This window comes from Palleronia abyssalis (genome assembly GCF_900302445.1).
GTDB classification, from domain to species: domain Bacteria; phylum Pseudomonadota; class Alphaproteobacteria; order Rhodobacterales; family Rhodobacteraceae; genus Palleronia; species Palleronia abyssalis.
In genome coordinates this window covers 1-16,708 of the sequence record NZ_ONZF01000015.1, presented here as the reverse complement: position 1 = coordinate 16,708, position 16,708 = coordinate 1, and the positions used below count along the sequence as shown (strand labels likewise).

The window sequence follows — 16,708 nt, the reverse complement described above, 5'->3', positions numbered from 1 at the left end:
TAAAACCGTGTGGGGGCCGACCCCGAAAGGGACCGGCCCCGGTTGGATCAGCTGTCGAAATTGTCCGTCAGCACTTCCTCGATGGCGTACAGCATCTCGTCCGCCGCCGTGGCCGCGTCGATCTGGCCGTAGGCGAAGGCTTCAAGGTTGTCCTGCATGGCCGACCGCACGTCCGGATGCTCCATGAACGGGTGGATCGCCGGGCCTTCGGCTTCCAGGATCTTGGCCTGCGCGTCGGCCTGCTCGGGCGCGATGGCATCCTCGGACTGCAACTGCTCCAGCGCCGCTTTCGACGCGGGAACCCCGCGCGCCGATCCCATGGCGGCGACGCCCTCGGGCTCGTTCAGCAGGCAGTTCAGCACCTCGGCCGCCGCCTGCTGGTTGTCCGAATTGGCCGAGATCGAGAACACCATCGACGCCTTGCGATAAATGCCCGGCGTCTGCTGCCCGTCCAGATCCAGCAGGCCCACGTATTCGATCTCTTCCCCCTCGGCCAGGGGATCGGAAATCTTGAAATAGGTCGAATCCCACTGATACGTCCCGGCGATCTCGCCGTTCGTCCATTTGGGGTTCTCGTGCAGCGCCTGCACGCCCGAGGCCAGCTGATCGCGCCATGGCAGGATCACGTGGTTGTCCACGAGGCTTTGATAGAACTCGATGGCGTCGGTCATCTCCTCGACGGTCCAGTTGATCTGGTTCGTCTCGGCGTCGATCAGCGACTTGCCGGTCTTCTGGGTGCCGTACAGCGTGACGATCAGCGCGGCATCCAGCCCGATCGCCTCCATCGGGTAATACTCTTCGCCCAGCGTCTCGGCGAAGACGGGACCGGCGGCGATCAGCTCGTCCCATGTCGTGGGAAGCTCCAGCCCCGCTTCTTCCCAGGTGGTAGTGTTGAACACGAACAGCCGTCCGGTGGTCGATACCAGCAGCCCGTTCAGCGTGCCGCCGACCGATCCAGCCTCAAGCTGCGCATCGGACCACTGGCTCAGGTCGATGGTGTCCGACAGCTCGCGCAGGTCCGCGAACCCGTCCCCGTTCTTCGAGAAGATCGGCAGCCAGGGCCAGTTGATCTGCATGATGTCGGCCTCGGTCCCGCCCGCGATCTGGGTGGCGACCTTCTCGAAATGCCCCGACCAGCCGGTGAATTCCGGGCTGATGGTGTGGCCATGCTTCTCGCCGCAGACTTCCAGCGCGGCTTGCGTGGCTTCGTGACGGCTGTCGCCGCCCCACCAGGACATCCGCAGATCGGCGGCATTGGCAGCGCCCGCAAGCGCAGTCGTGGCGAGCGCGAGGCTCAGGATACGTGTGGTCATCGTCGTGTTCCTCCCTAGACGATCAGTGGTGATTGGTAAGCGAGACATTCTTGCCGGTCTCGGCATCGAAAAGATGGATGCGCGCGCCGTCGGGACGCAGCCCGATCAGGTCGCCGCGCGACACCTCCGCGCCCATGCCGCCCGTGGGGACGACCGCGACCAGCACGGCGTCGCCCAGCCTGGCGTGGACGTTGATCTCGTGGCCCATGAACTCGACATTGACGACCTTGGCGTCGAAAGCGCCGTCGCTGCCCGGCGCGACCAGCGTCAGGTGCTGGGGGCGCAGGCCCATGGTCACCGCCCCGTCGGGGATGCCCAACCGGTGCGCCAGTCCGTCGGGGACCGCGACGCTCTGGCCGCCCGCGGTCAAGCGCAGGTCGGGGTCGCGGGTCAGGACGGCGGGGACAAGGTTCATCTCGGGCATGCCGATGAAGCCGCCGACGAAGGCGTTGGCGGGCCGGTCGTACAGCGTGCGCGGATCGGCCACCTGCATGATGTGGCCGTCCTTCATCACGCAGATCCGGTCGCCCATGGTCATCGCCTCGACCTGATCGTGGGTGACATAGACCACCGTCGCGGGCCGCCCCTCGTCCCGCAGGCGCTTGTGCAGGTCGGTGATCCGGACCCGCATCGACGCGCGCAGCTTGGCATCCAGGTTCGACAGCGGCTCGTCGAACAGGAACACCTCGGGCTGCTTGATCAGCGCGCGCCCCAGCGCCACGCGCTGCGCCTGCCCGCCCGACAGCTGCTTCGGCAGCCGCTCCAACAGCTCCTCGATCTCCAGGATCCCTGAGACTTCACCGGTCGCGGCCTCGATCCGGTCCTTCGGCTGGCGCTTGATCTTCAGCCCGAAGGACAGGTTCCGCCGCACCTTCATATGCGGGTAAAGCGCGTAGTTCTGGAACACCATCGCGATGCCGCGCTTGCCGGGCACCAGATCGTTGACGACGTTGTCGCCGATCCGGACCTCGCCCCCGGTGATCGTCTCCAGCCCCGCGATCATCCGCAGCGTGGTGGATTTCGCGCAGCCCGACGGCCCGACGAGGACCATGAACTCGCCCTCCTGCACCTCAAGGTCGATGCCGTGGACCGCCTTGAATCCGTTGCCGTATTTCTTTTCCAGCGATTTCAGTTGAAGTTCGGCCATCAGCCTTTGACCCCCCCGGTGGAGATGCCTTCGATGAAGGATTTCTGAGCAAGGAAGAACACGACCAGCGACGGGATCAGCGCCAGCACCGTCATCGACAGGATCGCATTCCAGTTGAAGGCCTCGGTCGCGTCGATCGACAGTTTCAGCGCGATCGACACCGGGTATTTCTCGACCGACGAGATGTAGATCAGCGGCCCAAGGAAGTCATTCATCGTCCACATGAACTGGAACAGACAGACCGAGATGATGGCCGGCATCAGCATCGGCACCACGATGAAGATCAGCGTCTGCGCGGTGTTGGCCCCGTCGACACGCGCGGCTTCCTCCATCTCGCGCGGGATGGCGCGCAGGAACTGGATCACCATGAAGACGAAGAACGCATCCCCCGCGACCCATGACGGCACGAACAGCGGCAGATAGGTATCCAGCCAGCCAAGCTCGCGGAACAGCAGGTATTGCGGGATGCGCGTGACCACGTCGGGCAGCAGTAGCGTCGCGATCAGGATCGCGAACAGGATCTTCTTGCCCGGAAACTCGAACCGCGCGAACCCGTAAGCCACCAGCGTGCAGGATATCGCGGTGCCGATCACCTTGGGGATCACGATCCACATCGAGTTCAGGAAGAAATGCCCGAAATTATAGGGCGTCGACGTCTCCCACCCCTCGCGGAAGCCTTCCAGCGTCGGCCGCGCGGGCCAGAACCAGGGCGAGTTGAAGATCTCGGAATTCGTCTTGAACGCGGCCCCCACCAGCCACAGCAGCGGATAGACCATGATCAGGCCGACCACGATCAGCAGCACATAGCGGATCGCGGAACTGACCCGCCTCTGGCGGCGCAGCTTCAGCTCAAGCGGCGTGGGCGGCGTGCGGTCGGCGCGGGACTGGTCGGGAAGATCGGAAAGCGTGACCATCATCAGCTCCTCTTGTCGCCGGCGTAGTAGACCCACTTCTTCGACGACCAGAAGGCAAGCAGGGTCAGCACCATGATGATCAGGAACAGCACCCACGCGATCGCGCTGGCATAGCCCATGTCGAAGCTCTTGAACGCCTCGTCATAGATATAAAGTGGCAGAAGGTAGGTGGACTTCAGCGGGCCGCCCTGCGTGATGATGTAGGGGCCGTTGAACTCTTGGAACGCCTGCACGGTCTGCATGATCAGGTTGAAGAAGATCACCGGCGTGATCAGCGGCAGGGTGATGTTGCGGAATATCTGCCACGGCCCGGCCCCGTCGATGCTGGCCGCCTCGTACAGCGACTTGTCCACCGATTGCAGCGCGGCAAGGAAGATCACCATGGCCGACCCGAACTGCCAGCAGCGCAGCAGCGTGATCGTGAACAGCGCGTTGCCCGGATCCCCGAACCAGTTGACCGGCTCGCCCCCCAGCATGGTGATGATCATGTTGACCAGCCCGGCCTCGGCGAAGATGTACCGCCACAGCACGGCGATCGCGACCGACCCGCCAAGGATCGAGGGCACGTAATACGCCGTGCGGAACACGTTGATCCCGCGCAGCCGGTAATTCAGCACCACCGCGATGAACAAGGCAAAGGTCAGCTTCAGCGGCACGGTCAGCGCGACATAGGTCAGCGTCACCGACAGGGATTTCTTGAAGGTCCGGTCCCGCTCGAACAGCTTCTCGTAATTCTCCAGCCCCACCCATTCCGGCGCGCTCAGCAGGTCGTAATCGGTGAAACTCAGGTAGAAGCTCGTGATGAACGGGAACGCGGTGAACATCGCGAACCCCAGGATATACGGAGAGACATACCACAGCCCCAAATACTTGCTGTCGCCCCCCATCAGGCCGCCCCCCGCAGAGTCTCGGGCAGCCACGCGGACGTGGCGGCGACCATTTCCGAAAACATCGCGCGGGCCTTGGCTTCCTCCAGCGGGGCGACCAGCGGATCGGCGTGGAACAGTGGAAACAGCGCCCCCGCCTCGCCCGCAAGCACCGCCTTCAACAGCGCGCTTTGGCGGTCTGCATGGTCGGCGGTGATCGCGGCCAGCGCATCGGGCAGACGCCCGGCATGGACCGCCTGCACCCCCAGCCCCGAAAACAGCGCGTTCGTCTCGACCACCGCGCCGATGGGCAGGTTCTCGACCTGCCCGGTATTCGGCAGGTTCACGTTCGACAGATGCGCCCCGCCGCCCATCAGCGCCGCGATCTGGTCGATCAGCGCCTCGTCGGACCGTTTCGCCACCGGCGAGGCTGTACCGTCGGCCAATGCCGTGGCGCGCGCCGCCTTTTCGGCCTGATCGCGCAGGCGGTAATCCACCGGCGTCAGCCCGAAATCCCAGCCCGCCGGATCGTGCAGGTATTGATCGGCCGGCAGGAACTCGACCAGGTGCCGGTCGCCCGCCGCCGCCGCGATGCCAAAGCGCCGCGTCAGGTCGAACTTCACGCGGGAACGATCCTCGAAATAGCGCGAATGCTCGTCCTCGGGGTCGACAGGCTGCGCGGTCCAGCCCGCGTCTGCGAACTCTTCCACGAAGGCGCGGTAGGCGGGCATCATGTTTCGCCCGCCCAGCGAAATCCGGTCCACGAAGGTGAAATGGTTCACGCCCATCACGTTGACCGCAACGTCGCGATGGGTGGCGACCTCTGCCCCCGCCGCGCGGTTGGCGATCCAGGCCACCTGCTTGCGCAGCTTCGTGACCTCGTGACATTCGCCCCACGCGCGGATGCCCGGGAAGGCCGCGAACAAAGCGCCGGTCAGCACGCTCATGGGGTTTGTCAGGTTGCAGACATAGGCGTTCGGCGCGTGTTCCCCGATGGCCGCGCCTATCTCGGCCAGCATCGGGATGGCGCGCATCGCCCGCACGAAGCCCCCCGGCCCCACGGTGTCGCCCACCGCCTGCGGGATGCCGTATCGCGCGGGGATGCCGATATCCTGCGCCATATCCTCGAACCGGCCCGGCAGGATCGACACGACGACCACATCCGCGCCCCGCAGCGCCTCGGCCAGCGAGCCTGCCACGCTGTAGCGCGCCGCCTGCCCGGTCGAGACTTCGGCGAACCGCGCCCCCATCGCCGCATTGCGCTGTGCGGCGCCCGCATCCAGATCGTATAGCCGCACCTCGGCCGCCAGCCGGTCGTCGGCGGCCAGATCGGCCATCAGCCCCGGCGCCCAGTTCAGCGACCCGCCACCAATATAGGCGATGGTCACGGGCTGATATTCAGGTTTCGTCATGGCACACGCGGTCCGATCCCTCGCGCAGGGCTATCCCACGCAATTTTACGGCCCTCTCCTCCCCGATCGGTCCCGGAATCGTGGATTCGGGCCGATTATTCCTCTTGGTTTCACATTACGCGGCATGGACCCGCGCCAGAATGACTTGTATGACAGAAATTGATGGACGAAATCGAACATTTCCCCCTGACGCTGCTGCCCCCCGACGCGCTGCGCCTGAAACTCGCCCGTTCCGCGATCCGGATGAGCCACGGGCGGACGTGGCGGATCGACAAGCTGAACCCGGTTCATGACCTCGTGATCCCGCTGGAAGGGTCGGGCGTCTATCGCATCGGCGAGGCCGAAATCCCGCTGGCCCCGGGCGAGGCGATGCTGATCCCCGCCTACACGCGTTTCCACGGTTGGCACGGCGGTGGGCCTGACACCTATACCGGCGTGGCGCAGCATTTCTCGCTGGAATTGTTCGGCCGCGGCGACCTCATCGCCCAGATGCAGCTGCGCCGGAAGGTCGCCCTCAGCCAGTGGGCGACGCTCGAACCCTTGGTCCGCCTCTACCGCGAGACCGCGCCGCCCGGTGCGACCACCCTGCCCCAGCACCACCAGTTCATGGTCATCCTGCTGTCCTTCCTGCAAGACGCCTTCCTCGGCTGGGGCACGCAGGACGCCGCCGTCCAAAGCCAGGACCAGCTGTCGCTGCACATCATGTTCGTGGCGTCGCGCCTGTCGTCGGATCCCCTGGGCGCGGGGGTCGAGGAGGCGCTGGACAGCGTCCCCTACAACCCCGACTACTTCCGCCGCGCGTTCTCGGAAAAGATCGGCATGACGCCGCAGAAGTTCCGTGACCTCAAACGGATGGAGTTCGCGATCTCCCGCCTCGACGTCGGCCTTTCGGTCAAGGAGGTGGCGGCCGAGCTTGGCTATTCCGACCCCTATTTCTTCAGCCGGATGTTCAAGCGCCATATCGGCGAGCCGCCGTCGTGCTTCCACCCCCGCGCAACCGAGCGTGAGGAGCCCTAGCGCGCCAGCCAGCCGCCATCGACGTTCAGCACGGCACCCGTGACATAGTTCGCCGCCGGTGTGCACAGGAACGTCACCGCCCCCGCGATATCCGCCGGATCGCCCCAGCGCCCCGCCGGGATCCGGTCAAGGATCGCCTTCGACCGCTCGGGGTCGTCCCGCAACGCTTCGGTGTTGTTCGTGGCGATATATCCCGGCGCGACCGCGTTCACGTTGATCCCCTGCCCCGCCCATTCATTGGCGAAGATCTTCGTCAGCCCCGCAACCCCGTGTTTCGACGCGGTATAGGCGGGCACGCGAATGCCGCCCTGGAACGACAGAAGCGAGGCGATGTTGACGATCCGCCCCCCGCGCCCCGCCGCGATGGCGGCCTTGCCGAACGCCTGACACATCAGGAACACGGCCTTCAGGTTCACGTCCATCACGTCGTCCCAGTCGGCCTCGGTATAATCCACCGAATCCGCCCGGCGAATGATGCCCGCGTTGTTCACCAGGATATCCAGATCGCCGGGCAGCGCGCCCGCCGCGGCGACCGGATCGGCCAGGTCCAGGATCATCTCCTCGGCCCGGCCGTTCGCCTTCTCGACCGTCTCGGCGCAGGACCGGCGGCCGGCGGCGATCACATGCGCCCCCGCCTCGGCCAGCCCCACCGCGATGGCCTGCCCGATCCCGGTATTGGCCCCCGTGACCAGCGCGCGCTTGCCCGAAAGGTCGAAGGGCCCGCTCATCGCAGGTCCCCCATGTCGATCATGTCCATATCGGTGAAGTCCACGTTGTCCCCGGCCATCGCCCAGCAGAACGTATAGCTGGCCGTGCCCGCGCCCGAGTGGATCGACCACGGCGGAGAGATCACGGCCTCTTCATTGCCCATCACGATATGCCGCGTCTCGGACGGCTCGCCCATCAGGTGGAAGACGCGCGCATCCTCGGGCAGCTCGAAATACAGGTAAGCCTCCATCCGGCGGTCGTGCCGGTGGGCGGGCATGGTGTTCCAGATCGACCCGTCCGCGAACTGGGTATACCCCATCAGAAGCTGGCAGGATTCGCACACTTCGGGGTGCAGGAACTGGATGATCGTGCGCTCGTTCGCCTGCTCACGGCTTCCCAGCTCGACCCGGCGGGCATCGGCCAGCTTGATCAGCTTGGTCGGGCAGTCCCGGTGCGCGGGCGCCGACAGGACATAGAACCGCCCTGCCCCGGAAAACGTGATCGCCCCCGACCCGCGGCCCACATACAGCACCTCGCCCCGCTCCAGCGTGTGCGTCTCGCCATTCACCTCTACGGTGCCGGTCGCCCCGATATTCAGGATCCCCGCCTCGCGCCGGTCCAGGAAGCCGGGCGTCCCGGTCTGCGGCACCTCGTCCAGCACCAGCGACCCGCCCCCCGGCACGGCCGATCCCAGGATCAGCCTGTCGTAATGGGAATAAACCAGCTTGATCTCGCCCTCCTTGAACAGGCCGGGGACGTGGAAGTGGTCGCGCAGGCCTTGGGTGTCCAGCGTCTTGGTCGTCGCGGGATCGATGGCGTATCGGGTTTCGGCGTGAATGGTCATTGGGTCCTCCGGATGGATCAAAGAAAATCGTCGCGGCGCGGGGTGAAGGTGTCGATCAGCTCGCCCGGCTCCAGGCAGACGCAGCCATGCCGCGCGCCCGACGGGATGACGAAACTGTCGCCGGGGCCGACCTCGAACGTATCGTCGCCCACGGTAAAGCGGAACCGCCCCGCGCGGATATAGGTCGACTGGACGTGCACATGATCGTGCAGCTTGCCCTCGGCCCCCGCCTCGAAGCTGAAGGACACCACCATCAGCTCGGGCGCGTCGCTCAAGACCTGCCGGGTGACGCCCGGATCGGGGTGCGCCGCCGGGTAGGTCTGCAAAAGGTCAGTCATCGGGGTCCCCTCCAGTCCGGTCGCGCGAGTGGTGGCATCGCGCCATCATATGATGCAAGCCGAAATTCATCATACCAATATGAAATCACAGCCCGACCCGCTTCACCGGGGCGGGGGCAGAATTCCTGATCTGCGGCAACGATGCGTTAAAGTGTCTCATCTATGACGTCCCCGTCTAAATGGAGTCACGGGCTTATCCCCCTGATTCCGTTGGCAGATGTCATAGATTTTCTCGGAAGGGTTCCCTCATGAACCTCAAGCTTCGGGTCGCCCTCGCGATCGTCATCCCCCTCCTCACCACTCTCGGCCTGCTCGGTGTTCTCGCGGTCGAACACAAGCGCGAGCTGACAAAGCTCCACGATCTGGGGGGCGTCGTCGGGCTGGCCGACAAGGCCGGCGACCTGGTCCACGAACTCCAGGTCGAACGTGGCCGCAGTGTCGGGTACATCACCGCCGGCCGCCCCGACGACCTCGCCACGGCCCTTCAGGACCAACGCCGGGCGGTCGATGCCGAACGCGCGCGCTTCGCCGCCTTCCTGCGCGACAGCGGCATCGAACAGGAAATCCCCGCCCTCGGCACCGACCTGTCCAGGATCGAAACCGGGCTCGACGGCGTGCCCGAGTTCCGGACCCGGGTCTCCACGACGCTCGACACCCCGGGCCAGGCCGCGGCGTTCTACACCGCCCGCATCGACGAGCTGATCGACGTCATCCGCAACACCGTGGCCTACAGCCCCAACCTCCAGGTGGCGCGCGAATTGCAGCCCTATGTCTCGCTGGTCGAGGCGAAGGAGCATGGCGGCCTCGAACGCGCGTTCGGCGCGGCCCTGTTCAATCAGGCGGCAACCGGGACGGTCACGCCCGAAGCGTTCCAGACCTACCTCGCCCGTCTGACCGGCGAGCAGATGGCCCTCGACCGGTTCCACGCCCAGGCGTCCGAAGGGGACCGCGCGCTTTTCGAGCGGACCGTGCAGGGCCCGGCGGTCCAGCAGGTGACGGACTGGCGCGCGGTACTGTCGACGATCGGGGAAACGAAGGACGGCCAGGGCATCGACGGGGCCGACTGGTTCGCCGCCGCGACCCAGCGCCTCGACCTGATCAAGAACGTCCACGACCAGATCATCGCCGAGGGCGCCCACTCCCTGACGCGCGCCATCTCGACCGAGCGGCGCCAGCTTATCGTGATCCTCACGCTGGGCGGGGCGGCGATCGGTGCGGCGCTGCTGATCGCGCTGTTCGCGCTCCGGGCGTTCCTGACCGGCATGGCGGCGATGACGCGCACGGTGGACCTGCTGGAAACCGGATCGACCGAGTTCACCAGCACCGAATCGACCCGCCGGGACGAGATCGGCGCGGTCCTGCGCGCCGTGGAACGCCTGGCCGCCAGCCTGCGCGCCCGCGCCGATATCGCCGACCGGATCGCCATGGGCGAGCTCGAGGTCGACGTCACGCCACGCTCGCCCGAGGACCGGCTGGGCCTCGCGCTTCGGAAGATGGTGCACAAACTGCGCGAGGTGATCTCGAACGCGGGCGTCAGCGCGGCGCATGTGGCCGACGGCGCCTCGAACATGGCCGCCACCGCCGAACAGCTTTCCTCGGGGACCAACCAACAGGCCGCCGCCGTGGAAGAAGCCTCCGCCTCGATGGAGGAGATGGCCGCCAACATCCGCCAGAACGCCGACAACGCCGCCCAGACCGAAGCGATCGCCAGCCAGTCCGCCGACGACGCCCGCAAGTCGGGCGAAACGGTGAGCACGGCGGTCACCGCGATGCAGACCATCGCCGAGCGGATCACCATCATCCAGGAGATCGCGCGCCAGACCGATCTTCTGGCCCTGAACGCGGCCGTCGAGGCCGCCCGCGCCGGCACTCACGGCAAGGGCTTCGCCGTCGTCGCGTCCGAGGTGCGCAAACTGGCCGAACGCAGCAGTCAGGCCGCGACCGAGATCAGCCAGCTTTCGGCCGAAACCCTGGACGTCTCGGGCCGGGCGGGACGCATGCTCGAAGCGCTTTTGCCCAACATCCAGCGCACGGCGGACCTGGTTTCCGAAATCTCGGCCTCGACGCGCGAACAGAATACCGGCGCCGATCAGATCAACCTCGCCATCCGCGAGCTGAACACCGTGATCCAGCAGAACTCGGCCGCGGCGGAACAATCGGCCGCGACCAGCCAGCAACTCGCGGCCCAGTCCCAGCAGCTCAACGGGGTGATCTCCTACTTCAAGCTGGCGGCCCTGGCGGACACGACCGCCACGGCACCGCACGCCAAACCGGCCCCGGCCAAACCCGCGAATGACGCCCCGCGCCCGAAGGTCACCGCGCTGACGCCCGCCCGGCCGGCGCCAGCGCCTACGGGGCATATCGACCTCGACATGGACCTCGACCCCGAGGCCGTGTCAGACGCGGATTTCCAGCGCTACGCCGGTTAAGCCGTGCGGGGCATCGGGGGCGCTCTGGCGCCCCCGTCATCCCTGCGGCGGGGGCGGCTCAGTCCGTCCTGCGCCCCAGAAGCGCGCGATACCGCGCCAGGCTGCCTTGCAGGTGCTGGCGCATCGCCCGCGACGCCGCCGCGTCATCGCCACCCAGGATCGCCGCAACGATCTCGCGATGCTCACGCGACAAAAGCCGCAGATACTCCGGATCCGCAGTCCGGGTGCCGCCCGGACGCACCGACCGGCGCGGAATGACGTTCGGCCCGATCAGGGTCAGGCATTCCTCGAACCGGCTATTGTTCGACGCCCGCGCGATCGCAACATGCAGCGCGAAATCCGCGTCGACCGAGGTGTCGCCCGCCGCGATCAGCGCCTCCATCTCGTCGAACCGGGCGACGATCTCCTCCTCCTGCCGGGCCGAGCGTCGCCGCGCCGCCAGCGCCGCCGCCTCGACCTCCAACGCGATGCGCAGCTCGAGGATCTCGATCACCGACGACACGCGCGACGGGTCCACGTCGCGAAAGGCCCCCGCCTCGACCTCGGGAGGGGCGGTGACATAGACCCCCGATCCCTGTCGCGGCTCCAAAAGACCGTCAGCGCGCAACGCGGCCACCGCCTCGCGCAGAACCGTCCGGCTGACCCCCGTCTCGGCGCACAGCTTCGCCTCGCTTGGCAAGCGGCTGCCCACGGGAAACTCGCCTGTGGCGATCCGCCCGCGCAGATCGGCGACCAGGTCCAGCACCATCCTGCCCCGCCGCCCCGGCGTCGTCTGTGCCATGATCCCTCCTCCCTCCCCCGAAGGGGCCATTCCGCCCGCCTCACGCAATCCCGGCGACCGGATGATCGGCCCAGACCTGCACCTCGATATACGTCTCGAACCGGCGCGCGTGATACCCCTCGTAATCCGCGTCCGCCGCACCATCCGGCAGCCCATGCGCCGCCACGACCTCGGCAAGCTCGTCCAGAAAGAAGACCCGGTCGTGATAGGGTTGCACGGGCTCGGGGGGCAAACCGTACTCCGGACCCAGCCGCATCGCCACGAAACTGTCGGGATAGGTGAAACTGGCCTGCGCGCGCGGTAGGGACCGCCAGTCCAGCGTGACCGTGCCGGTGTCGGGATACAGCCCCGCGAACCAGGGACAGTCGCCAAGCACGAAGTAATGCGGCGACCGCCGGTCCGGCTTGCCGCCCCGCGCTTCGAACAGCGTGCGCATCTTGTCCTCTGTTCTGCGCCGAAACTCCATGTACCGCCCGCCGAACACCCGTCTGAACGCCGGGTCGCGCGCCTTGCGGCGCTTCAACGCCGCAAGCACCTCTGCCAATGCGTCGGGTGGCAGATCGCTCAGGTTCTGGAACGGCCGGTCCGATCGGGAATGGTAGTGCGTGATCGTGTCGGGCAATTCCATCGGCCAACCCTCTCCCTTGGTTCCGGGATGTGCATAGCAGGCGCACGCGACCTTGGACCATGCCCGGCACCGCTTGCCGCCCGCCCGGCATACTAGTATCCTAGTTTCGACACCAAGGGGGGGAACTGATGCGACAAACCTGGAGATGGTTCGGACCGGACGACAAGGTCCTGATCGAGGACGTGCGCGCCGCGGGCGCCGAAGGCGTGGTCACAGCACTTCACCACGTCCCCCCCGGCACCGCCTGGACCGAGGATCAGATCGCCACCCGCCAGCGCCAGGTCGCGACCCGCAGCGACGGCCGCCCCTCGGGCCTGACATGGGACGTGGTCGAAAGCCTGCCGGTGTCGGAAGACATCAAGCTGGCCACCGCCAAGGCCCCCGCCCATATCGACGCGTGGCGCGACAGCCTGCACGCCTTGGCCGCCGCCGGGATTCAGACGGTGTGCTACAACTTCATGCCCGTCCTCGACTGGACCCGCACGAACCTCGCGCACGAGGTCCCGTCGGGTGCCACCTGCATGCGCTTCGACTTCCTCGATTTCGCCGCGTTCGACCTGCACATCCTGGGCCGCCAGGATGCCGAAGCCGACTACGACGACGCCACCCGCGCCGAAGCCGCCCGTCGCCACGCCGCCATGGACGACACCGCGCGCGACGCGATCGCCCGAAACGTCGTCTGCGGCCTGCCCGGCGCGGCCGAGACGCTGTCGATGGCCGACATCCGCGCCCGCCTGGCCGATTACGCGGCCATCAACGCCGAAACCCTGCGCGCCAACCTCATCGCCTTCCTTCAGGCCGTGACCCCCACCGCCGACCAGCTTGGCCTGCGCCTCTGCTGTCACCCCGACGACCCGCCCTTCCCGCTTCTGGGCCTGCCGCGCATCATGTCCACCGAAGCCGACTATGCCGCCGTGATGGAGGCCGTCCCGTCATCCGCCAACGGGATCACCTTCTGCACCGGCTCGCTGGGCGTGCGCGCCGACAATGACCTGCCGGGCATGATCGACCGCCTGGGCGACCGCATCCACTTCCTGCACCTGCGCAATACCACGCGCGAGGACCCAAGCCCCCGCCCCTCCTTCCACGAATCCGAACACCTGGGCGGGGACACCGACATGGTCGCCGTGATCGCCGCTGTCTTGCGCGAAGAATCCCGCCGCCGCGAGGCCGGGCGCAGCGATCATTCGATCCCCTTCCGCCCCGATCACGGGCAGGACATCCTCGACGACCGGACCCGCAAGGCCCAGCCCGGCTATCCCGCCATCGGCCGCTTGAAGGGCCTGGCCGAGCTGCGCGGCGTCATCGCCGCCCTGTCACACCCTTAACGAACCAAGGCCCCCGGCGCGCCGATCACGCGCGCCGACACCGCCGCCGCCCGCTCCATCGCGTCGCGCAATCCCGCGCCGGTCAGCCGCGCACCCAGAAACGCGCCGGCAAACGAATCCCCCGCCGCCGTCGTGTCCACGACCCGCGCCACCGGGACCACGGGCACCTCCACCGTCTCGCCCCCGTCCCAGCCCAGCATCGGCGCCGCGCCGTTCTTCACCACGACCGACCCCGCCCCGGCGGAGGCATAACGCGCCACCGTCGCCGCCGAATCCGCGTCCCCGAACAGCGCCTCTTCCTCATCGAAGCTGGGCAGCACCAGATCCGACACGCCCGCCGCCGCCATCATCGCCGCGCGCGTGACCTCCGCATCCTCCCACAGGCGCGGCCGCACATTGGTGTCGAAGGACACGCCGACCCCCTGCCCCCGCACGTCGCGCAGGACGTCCAGGAACCGCGCCCGCGCGTCCGGTGCCAGGATCGCCAGCGTGATCCCTGAGAAATGGACATGCGCCCCCTGCCCCAGCACGCCGCGCAACCAGTCGGGATCGTCAGCCAACAGCTTCGCCGCCGCCTGCCCGCGCCAATAGGCAAAGCTGCGCTCGCCCCCCTCGGTCGAGATCATGTAAAGCCCCACGGTCCGCCCCTCGACCCGGCGCAGGGCGTCCGTCCCGACCCCCTCGCCGGCCATGAACGCCGCCATCTGGTCGGACACCGCATCCACCCCGATGCAGGACGCATACTCGACCGCCCAATCCCCGGGCAGCGCCTGCCGCGCATACCACGCAGCATTGAACGTATCGCCCGCGAAGCCGCGCCGATAGGTGCCGTCGCCGACCTCCGCCAGCTCGACCATGCACTCGCCCACACAGATCAGTTTCGGCACCACGCGCCCCCCTCCCAAGCTCGCCCCGTCCTAGCCGAAATCGCCCGGTCAAGACCAGATGCCACCGGGTTTCCCGGTTGAAAGACGGGAATGAGACCCAACGTAAAGACCAACCCAGAATTAATCACCCGGAGGGATGAATGACCCGTATGAGACTGCTTTTCCGAACCGCCCTCGCGGCCAGCTGCCTGTTCGCGGTCCCATCCATCGCCCCCGCCCATGACGGCGCATCCGTCACGCAAGTCATCGCGGGCGAGGCCTCATGGTACGGACCCGGCTTTCACGGCAACCTGACCGCGAATGGCGAGACCTTCGACATGCATGACCACACCGCCGCCCACCCGTCCCTGCCCTTCGGCACGGAAGTGCGCGTCACGAACGAACATACCGACGAGTCGGTCATCGTCCGTATCAACGACCGCGGCCCCTTCGCCGCCGACCGCGTCATCGACCTCTCGCGCGAGGCGGCCGCCGATATCGGCCTGCTGGACACCGGCGTGGCGCCCGTGACGATCGAAGTGCTGGCCTGATCCCGACGCCAGCCCCCCAGGGCTGGTGCGCGGATCTGGAAGTGTATGACCTGAGCATTCCGAACCGAAACCGGACGTGTGCCGCAGCGTCCGGTATAATTCGGACTTTCCTGCCATTTAACGACAGTCGGCTTTCACAGGGAAGTTAGATTCTACTGATAAGCTCAGTAGTTCCGGTCAGCGCATTTTTGCTCGACCAAGGCCTTATTTGGTCCATTCCATTGGCTTGAAACTTCATCTGGCACATTGCCCGCAAACACCACAATGGATTGAATCGGGCGCCCTGAATGGGCGTTCACCTCAATACAGGCGGAAACACCGTCGGCCTCGGCGCCATCAGCGTTATCGTTCAAGCCGATGACTTCATAACAGTATCCAAGCCGGTTGATTGCAAATTTCCTGCAGAAAAAAGAAGGGGACCCGCCTCCTATCTTGACGCCTGCCGCATATGTCCTGATATCCATATTGATACCATTGGATTCCGCCAGCTCGTAAAACCTCGCCTTACTCTGATATTGGCCAACTCCACAGGCAGCCGCGCCTTTCTTGAGGGAGAATAACTTGGTTCCATAGGCAAGGTAGTTTCCTACCGCTGGCAAGAGCTCGATAAAGTCCGTTGCATCCCGTATTTCCCCATTTGAAACCGAGCATGTTGCGCCCAGCCGGAACTCTTCAGCAATATCGATGCCGAAAAAGCCAAATTGATCTGTGGTCCTGACAAACGGATCCGCAATCGCCGAGGTTGCAAACATCATGGCAAAGAAGGGTAGAATCAATCTGGTGATCATAAGCCAAATTTCCTTTAGGCTAGGCGTCGCTAAGCTTTGAATAGGACGACGCTAGCAAAAAAATTTTGGTTCAAGCAACTCTGTTGATGTTTGCCGAGTCTACGCATGAAAGATACGCAGGCAAAGTCTAACGCGGTGCTTTCTGTCCCGTGCCCGGCTCAGCGCCTTAGCTCTTACTAACCCCAGCAAAACCTCTAAGGTTCTGGGACGTTTGTGCCTCACCGGTCGGTGCGGCTGTTCGCTGCACGCTGCCGAATGCTCGGCTTGGGCTCGATCACTAAATCGCTTCGCGATAGGGCGCGTTCGGCGGAGGCTGCGCTGAATCGGAGTTTGTTTGGCGTTTCGGGATGTTGGGTGTGTGCTGTTGATCGAGGTGATTTTGCCTCGATGAGCAGAGGATTTGTCCCATGCATGTTCAGCATTCCACACCGATGACGCTGCTGCGCGCGCGCGTGATTGCGGACATGACTGCGCGCACTCTTGGCCCTGCATCCCAGACCAGCCCCCTGCAAGCGGTTTGCGGCCTGGCTCGGGCGGTCACCGAAGACGGCGACGCCGGATGATGTGAGAGACTTTCAGCATCTTGTCGAAACGGGCACCAGCATCTGCACGCGGAACCAGACCATGACTGGCGTCAAATTTCTGTTCCGCGTGACGCTTCGGCGGCATGATCTCTGGGCACCGAGCCTGAAGACGCGGGTGATGCTGTCGCTGGCCCATGGCTGCGACATGCGGGCGGGCGAGGTTGTCCGGCTGCGGGTCGGCGACATTGACGGGG

General features: G+C 65.9%; 16 protein-coding genes. 4 read left to right on the top strand and 12 right to left on the bottom strand.

Features of this window, described 5'->3' with window-relative positions; genetic code table 11:
* Nucleotides 1-47 precede the first annotated feature (47 nt).
* The 5 genes from PAA8504_RS19760 to PAA8504_RS19740 are packed head-to-tail and all read right to left on the bottom strand — an operon-like array spanning nucleotide 48 to nucleotide 5,652.
* Nucleotides 48-1,313 carry an ABC transporter substrate-binding protein gene (locus tag PAA8504_RS19760; protein ID WP_108895867.1) on the bottom strand — a complete coding sequence of 422 codons (1,266 nt, stop codon included), beginning with the start codon at nucleotides 1,311-1,313 and terminating at the stop codon, nucleotides 48-50.
* Nucleotides 1,314-1,335: 22 nt separating this feature from the next.
* Nucleotides 1,336-2,460, bottom strand: coding sequence for an ABC transporter ATP-binding protein (locus PAA8504_RS19755; protein ID WP_108895866.1), 1,125 nt, complete (start codon nucleotides 2,458-2,460; stop codon nucleotides 1,336-1,338).
* The gene (locus PAA8504_RS19750; protein WP_219928961.1) at nucleotides 2,460-3,377 is read right to left on the bottom strand and encodes a carbohydrate ABC transporter permease; all 918 of its coding nucleotides are present in this window, start codon (nucleotides 3,375-3,377) and stop codon (nucleotides 2,460-2,462) included. Before PAA8504_RS19750 ends, PAA8504_RS19755 begins: the two co-directional genes overlap by 1 nt.
* Nucleotides 3,377-4,261, bottom strand: coding sequence for a carbohydrate ABC transporter permease (locus tag PAA8504_RS19745; protein WP_108895864.1), 885 nt, complete (start codon nucleotides 4,259-4,261; stop codon nucleotides 3,377-3,379). The genes PAA8504_RS19750 and PAA8504_RS19745 overlap by 1 nt, the downstream gene beginning before the upstream one ends.
* Nucleotides 4,261-5,652, bottom strand: a complete 1,392-nt coding sequence (locus PAA8504_RS19740) for a family 4 glycosyl hydrolase (protein ID WP_108895863.1) — start codon at nucleotides 5,650-5,652, stop codon at nucleotides 4,261-4,263. The genes PAA8504_RS19745 and PAA8504_RS19740 overlap by 1 nt, the downstream gene beginning before the upstream one ends.
* A gap of 162 nt (nucleotides 5,653-5,814) precedes the next feature.
* On the opposite strand from PAA8504_RS19740, the gene PAA8504_RS19735 reads away from it, so the two are divergent.
* The gene (locus tag PAA8504_RS19735; protein WP_108895862.1) at nucleotides 5,815-6,669 is read left to right on the top strand and encodes a helix-turn-helix domain-containing protein; all 855 of its coding nucleotides are present in this window, start codon (nucleotides 5,815-5,817) and stop codon (nucleotides 6,667-6,669) included.
* Here PAA8504_RS19735 and kduD read toward each other — a convergent pair.
* From kduD to PAA8504_RS19720, 3 genes are read right to left on the bottom strand one after another with little or no spacing between them, the layout of a single operon-like run.
* Nucleotides 6,666-7,397 (bottom strand): 2-dehydro-3-deoxy-D-gluconate 5-dehydrogenase KduD, encoded by a 732-nt coding sequence (kduD, locus tag PAA8504_RS19730; RefSeq protein WP_108895861.1) that lies wholly within the window; start codon nucleotides 7,395-7,397, stop codon nucleotides 6,666-6,668. The two genes, PAA8504_RS19735 and kduD, sit on opposite strands and share 4 nt — an antisense overlap.
* Complete coding sequence (kduI, locus tag PAA8504_RS19725) at nucleotides 7,394-8,221, bottom strand: 5-dehydro-4-deoxy-D-glucuronate isomerase (RefSeq protein WP_108895860.1); 828 nt, start codon at nucleotides 8,219-8,221, stop codon at nucleotides 7,394-7,396. The genes kduD and kduI overlap by 4 nt, the downstream gene beginning before the upstream one ends.
* Before the next feature lie 17 nt (nucleotides 8,222-8,238).
* Complete coding sequence (locus PAA8504_RS19720; RefSeq protein ID WP_108895859.1) at nucleotides 8,239-8,559, bottom strand: cupin domain-containing protein; 321 nt, start codon at nucleotides 8,557-8,559, stop codon at nucleotides 8,239-8,241.
* Nucleotides 8,560-8,807: 248 nt separating this feature from the next.
* Here PAA8504_RS19720 and PAA8504_RS19715 point away from each other — a divergent pair, with 248 nt between their 5' ends.
* On the top strand, nucleotides 8,808-10,988 hold the full coding sequence (locus tag PAA8504_RS19715) for a methyl-accepting chemotaxis protein (RefSeq protein ID WP_181375889.1): 2,181 nt from the start codon (nucleotides 8,808-8,810) through the stop codon (nucleotides 10,986-10,988).
* A gap of 58 nt (nucleotides 10,989-11,046) precedes the next feature.
* On the opposite strand, the gene PAA8504_RS19710 is transcribed toward PAA8504_RS19715, so the two are convergent.
* Together PAA8504_RS19710 and PAA8504_RS19705 are read right to left on the bottom strand one after the other, a co-directional pair.
* On the bottom strand, nucleotides 11,047-11,769 hold the full coding sequence (locus tag PAA8504_RS19710) for a FadR/GntR family transcriptional regulator (RefSeq protein WP_108895857.1): 723 nt from the start codon (nucleotides 11,767-11,769) through the stop codon (nucleotides 11,047-11,049).
* A 40-nt stretch (nucleotides 11,770-11,809) separates the two neighbouring features.
* The gene (locus tag PAA8504_RS19705) at nucleotides 11,810-12,397 is read right to left on the bottom strand and encodes a hypothetical protein (protein ID WP_108895856.1); all 588 of its coding nucleotides are present in this window, start codon (nucleotides 12,395-12,397) and stop codon (nucleotides 11,810-11,812) included.
* Between the two features lie 128 nt (nucleotides 12,398-12,525).
* On the opposite strand from PAA8504_RS19705, the gene uxuA reads away from it, so the two are divergent.
* Nucleotides 12,526-13,725 carry a mannonate dehydratase gene (gene uxuA / locus PAA8504_RS19700; protein WP_108895855.1) on the top strand — a complete coding sequence of 400 codons (1,200 nt, stop codon included), beginning with the start codon at nucleotides 12,526-12,528 and terminating at the stop codon, nucleotides 13,723-13,725.
* Here the strand turns inward: uxuA and PAA8504_RS19695 are convergent.
* Nucleotides 13,722-14,612: a sugar kinase gene (locus PAA8504_RS19695; protein ID WP_108895922.1), complete on the bottom strand. Its 891-nt coding sequence runs from the start codon at nucleotides 14,610-14,612 to the stop codon at nucleotides 13,722-13,724. The two genes, uxuA and PAA8504_RS19695, sit on opposite strands and share 4 nt — an antisense overlap.
* A 140-nt stretch (nucleotides 14,613-14,752) precedes the next feature.
* Here PAA8504_RS19695 and PAA8504_RS19690 point away from each other — a divergent pair, with 140 nt between their 5' ends.
* Nucleotides 14,753-15,142, top strand: a complete 390-nt coding sequence (locus tag PAA8504_RS19690; RefSeq protein ID WP_219928960.1) for a septal ring lytic transglycosylase RlpA family protein — start codon at nucleotides 14,753-14,755, stop codon at nucleotides 15,140-15,142.
* A gap of 164 nt (nucleotides 15,143-15,306) precedes the next feature.
* Here the strand turns inward: PAA8504_RS19690 and PAA8504_RS19685 are convergent, their stop codons facing one another.
* Nucleotides 15,307-15,930 (bottom strand): hypothetical protein, encoded by a 624-nt coding sequence (locus PAA8504_RS19685; protein WP_108895853.1) that lies wholly within the window; start codon nucleotides 15,928-15,930, stop codon nucleotides 15,307-15,309.
* Nucleotides 15,931-16,708: the final 778 nt, after the last annotated feature.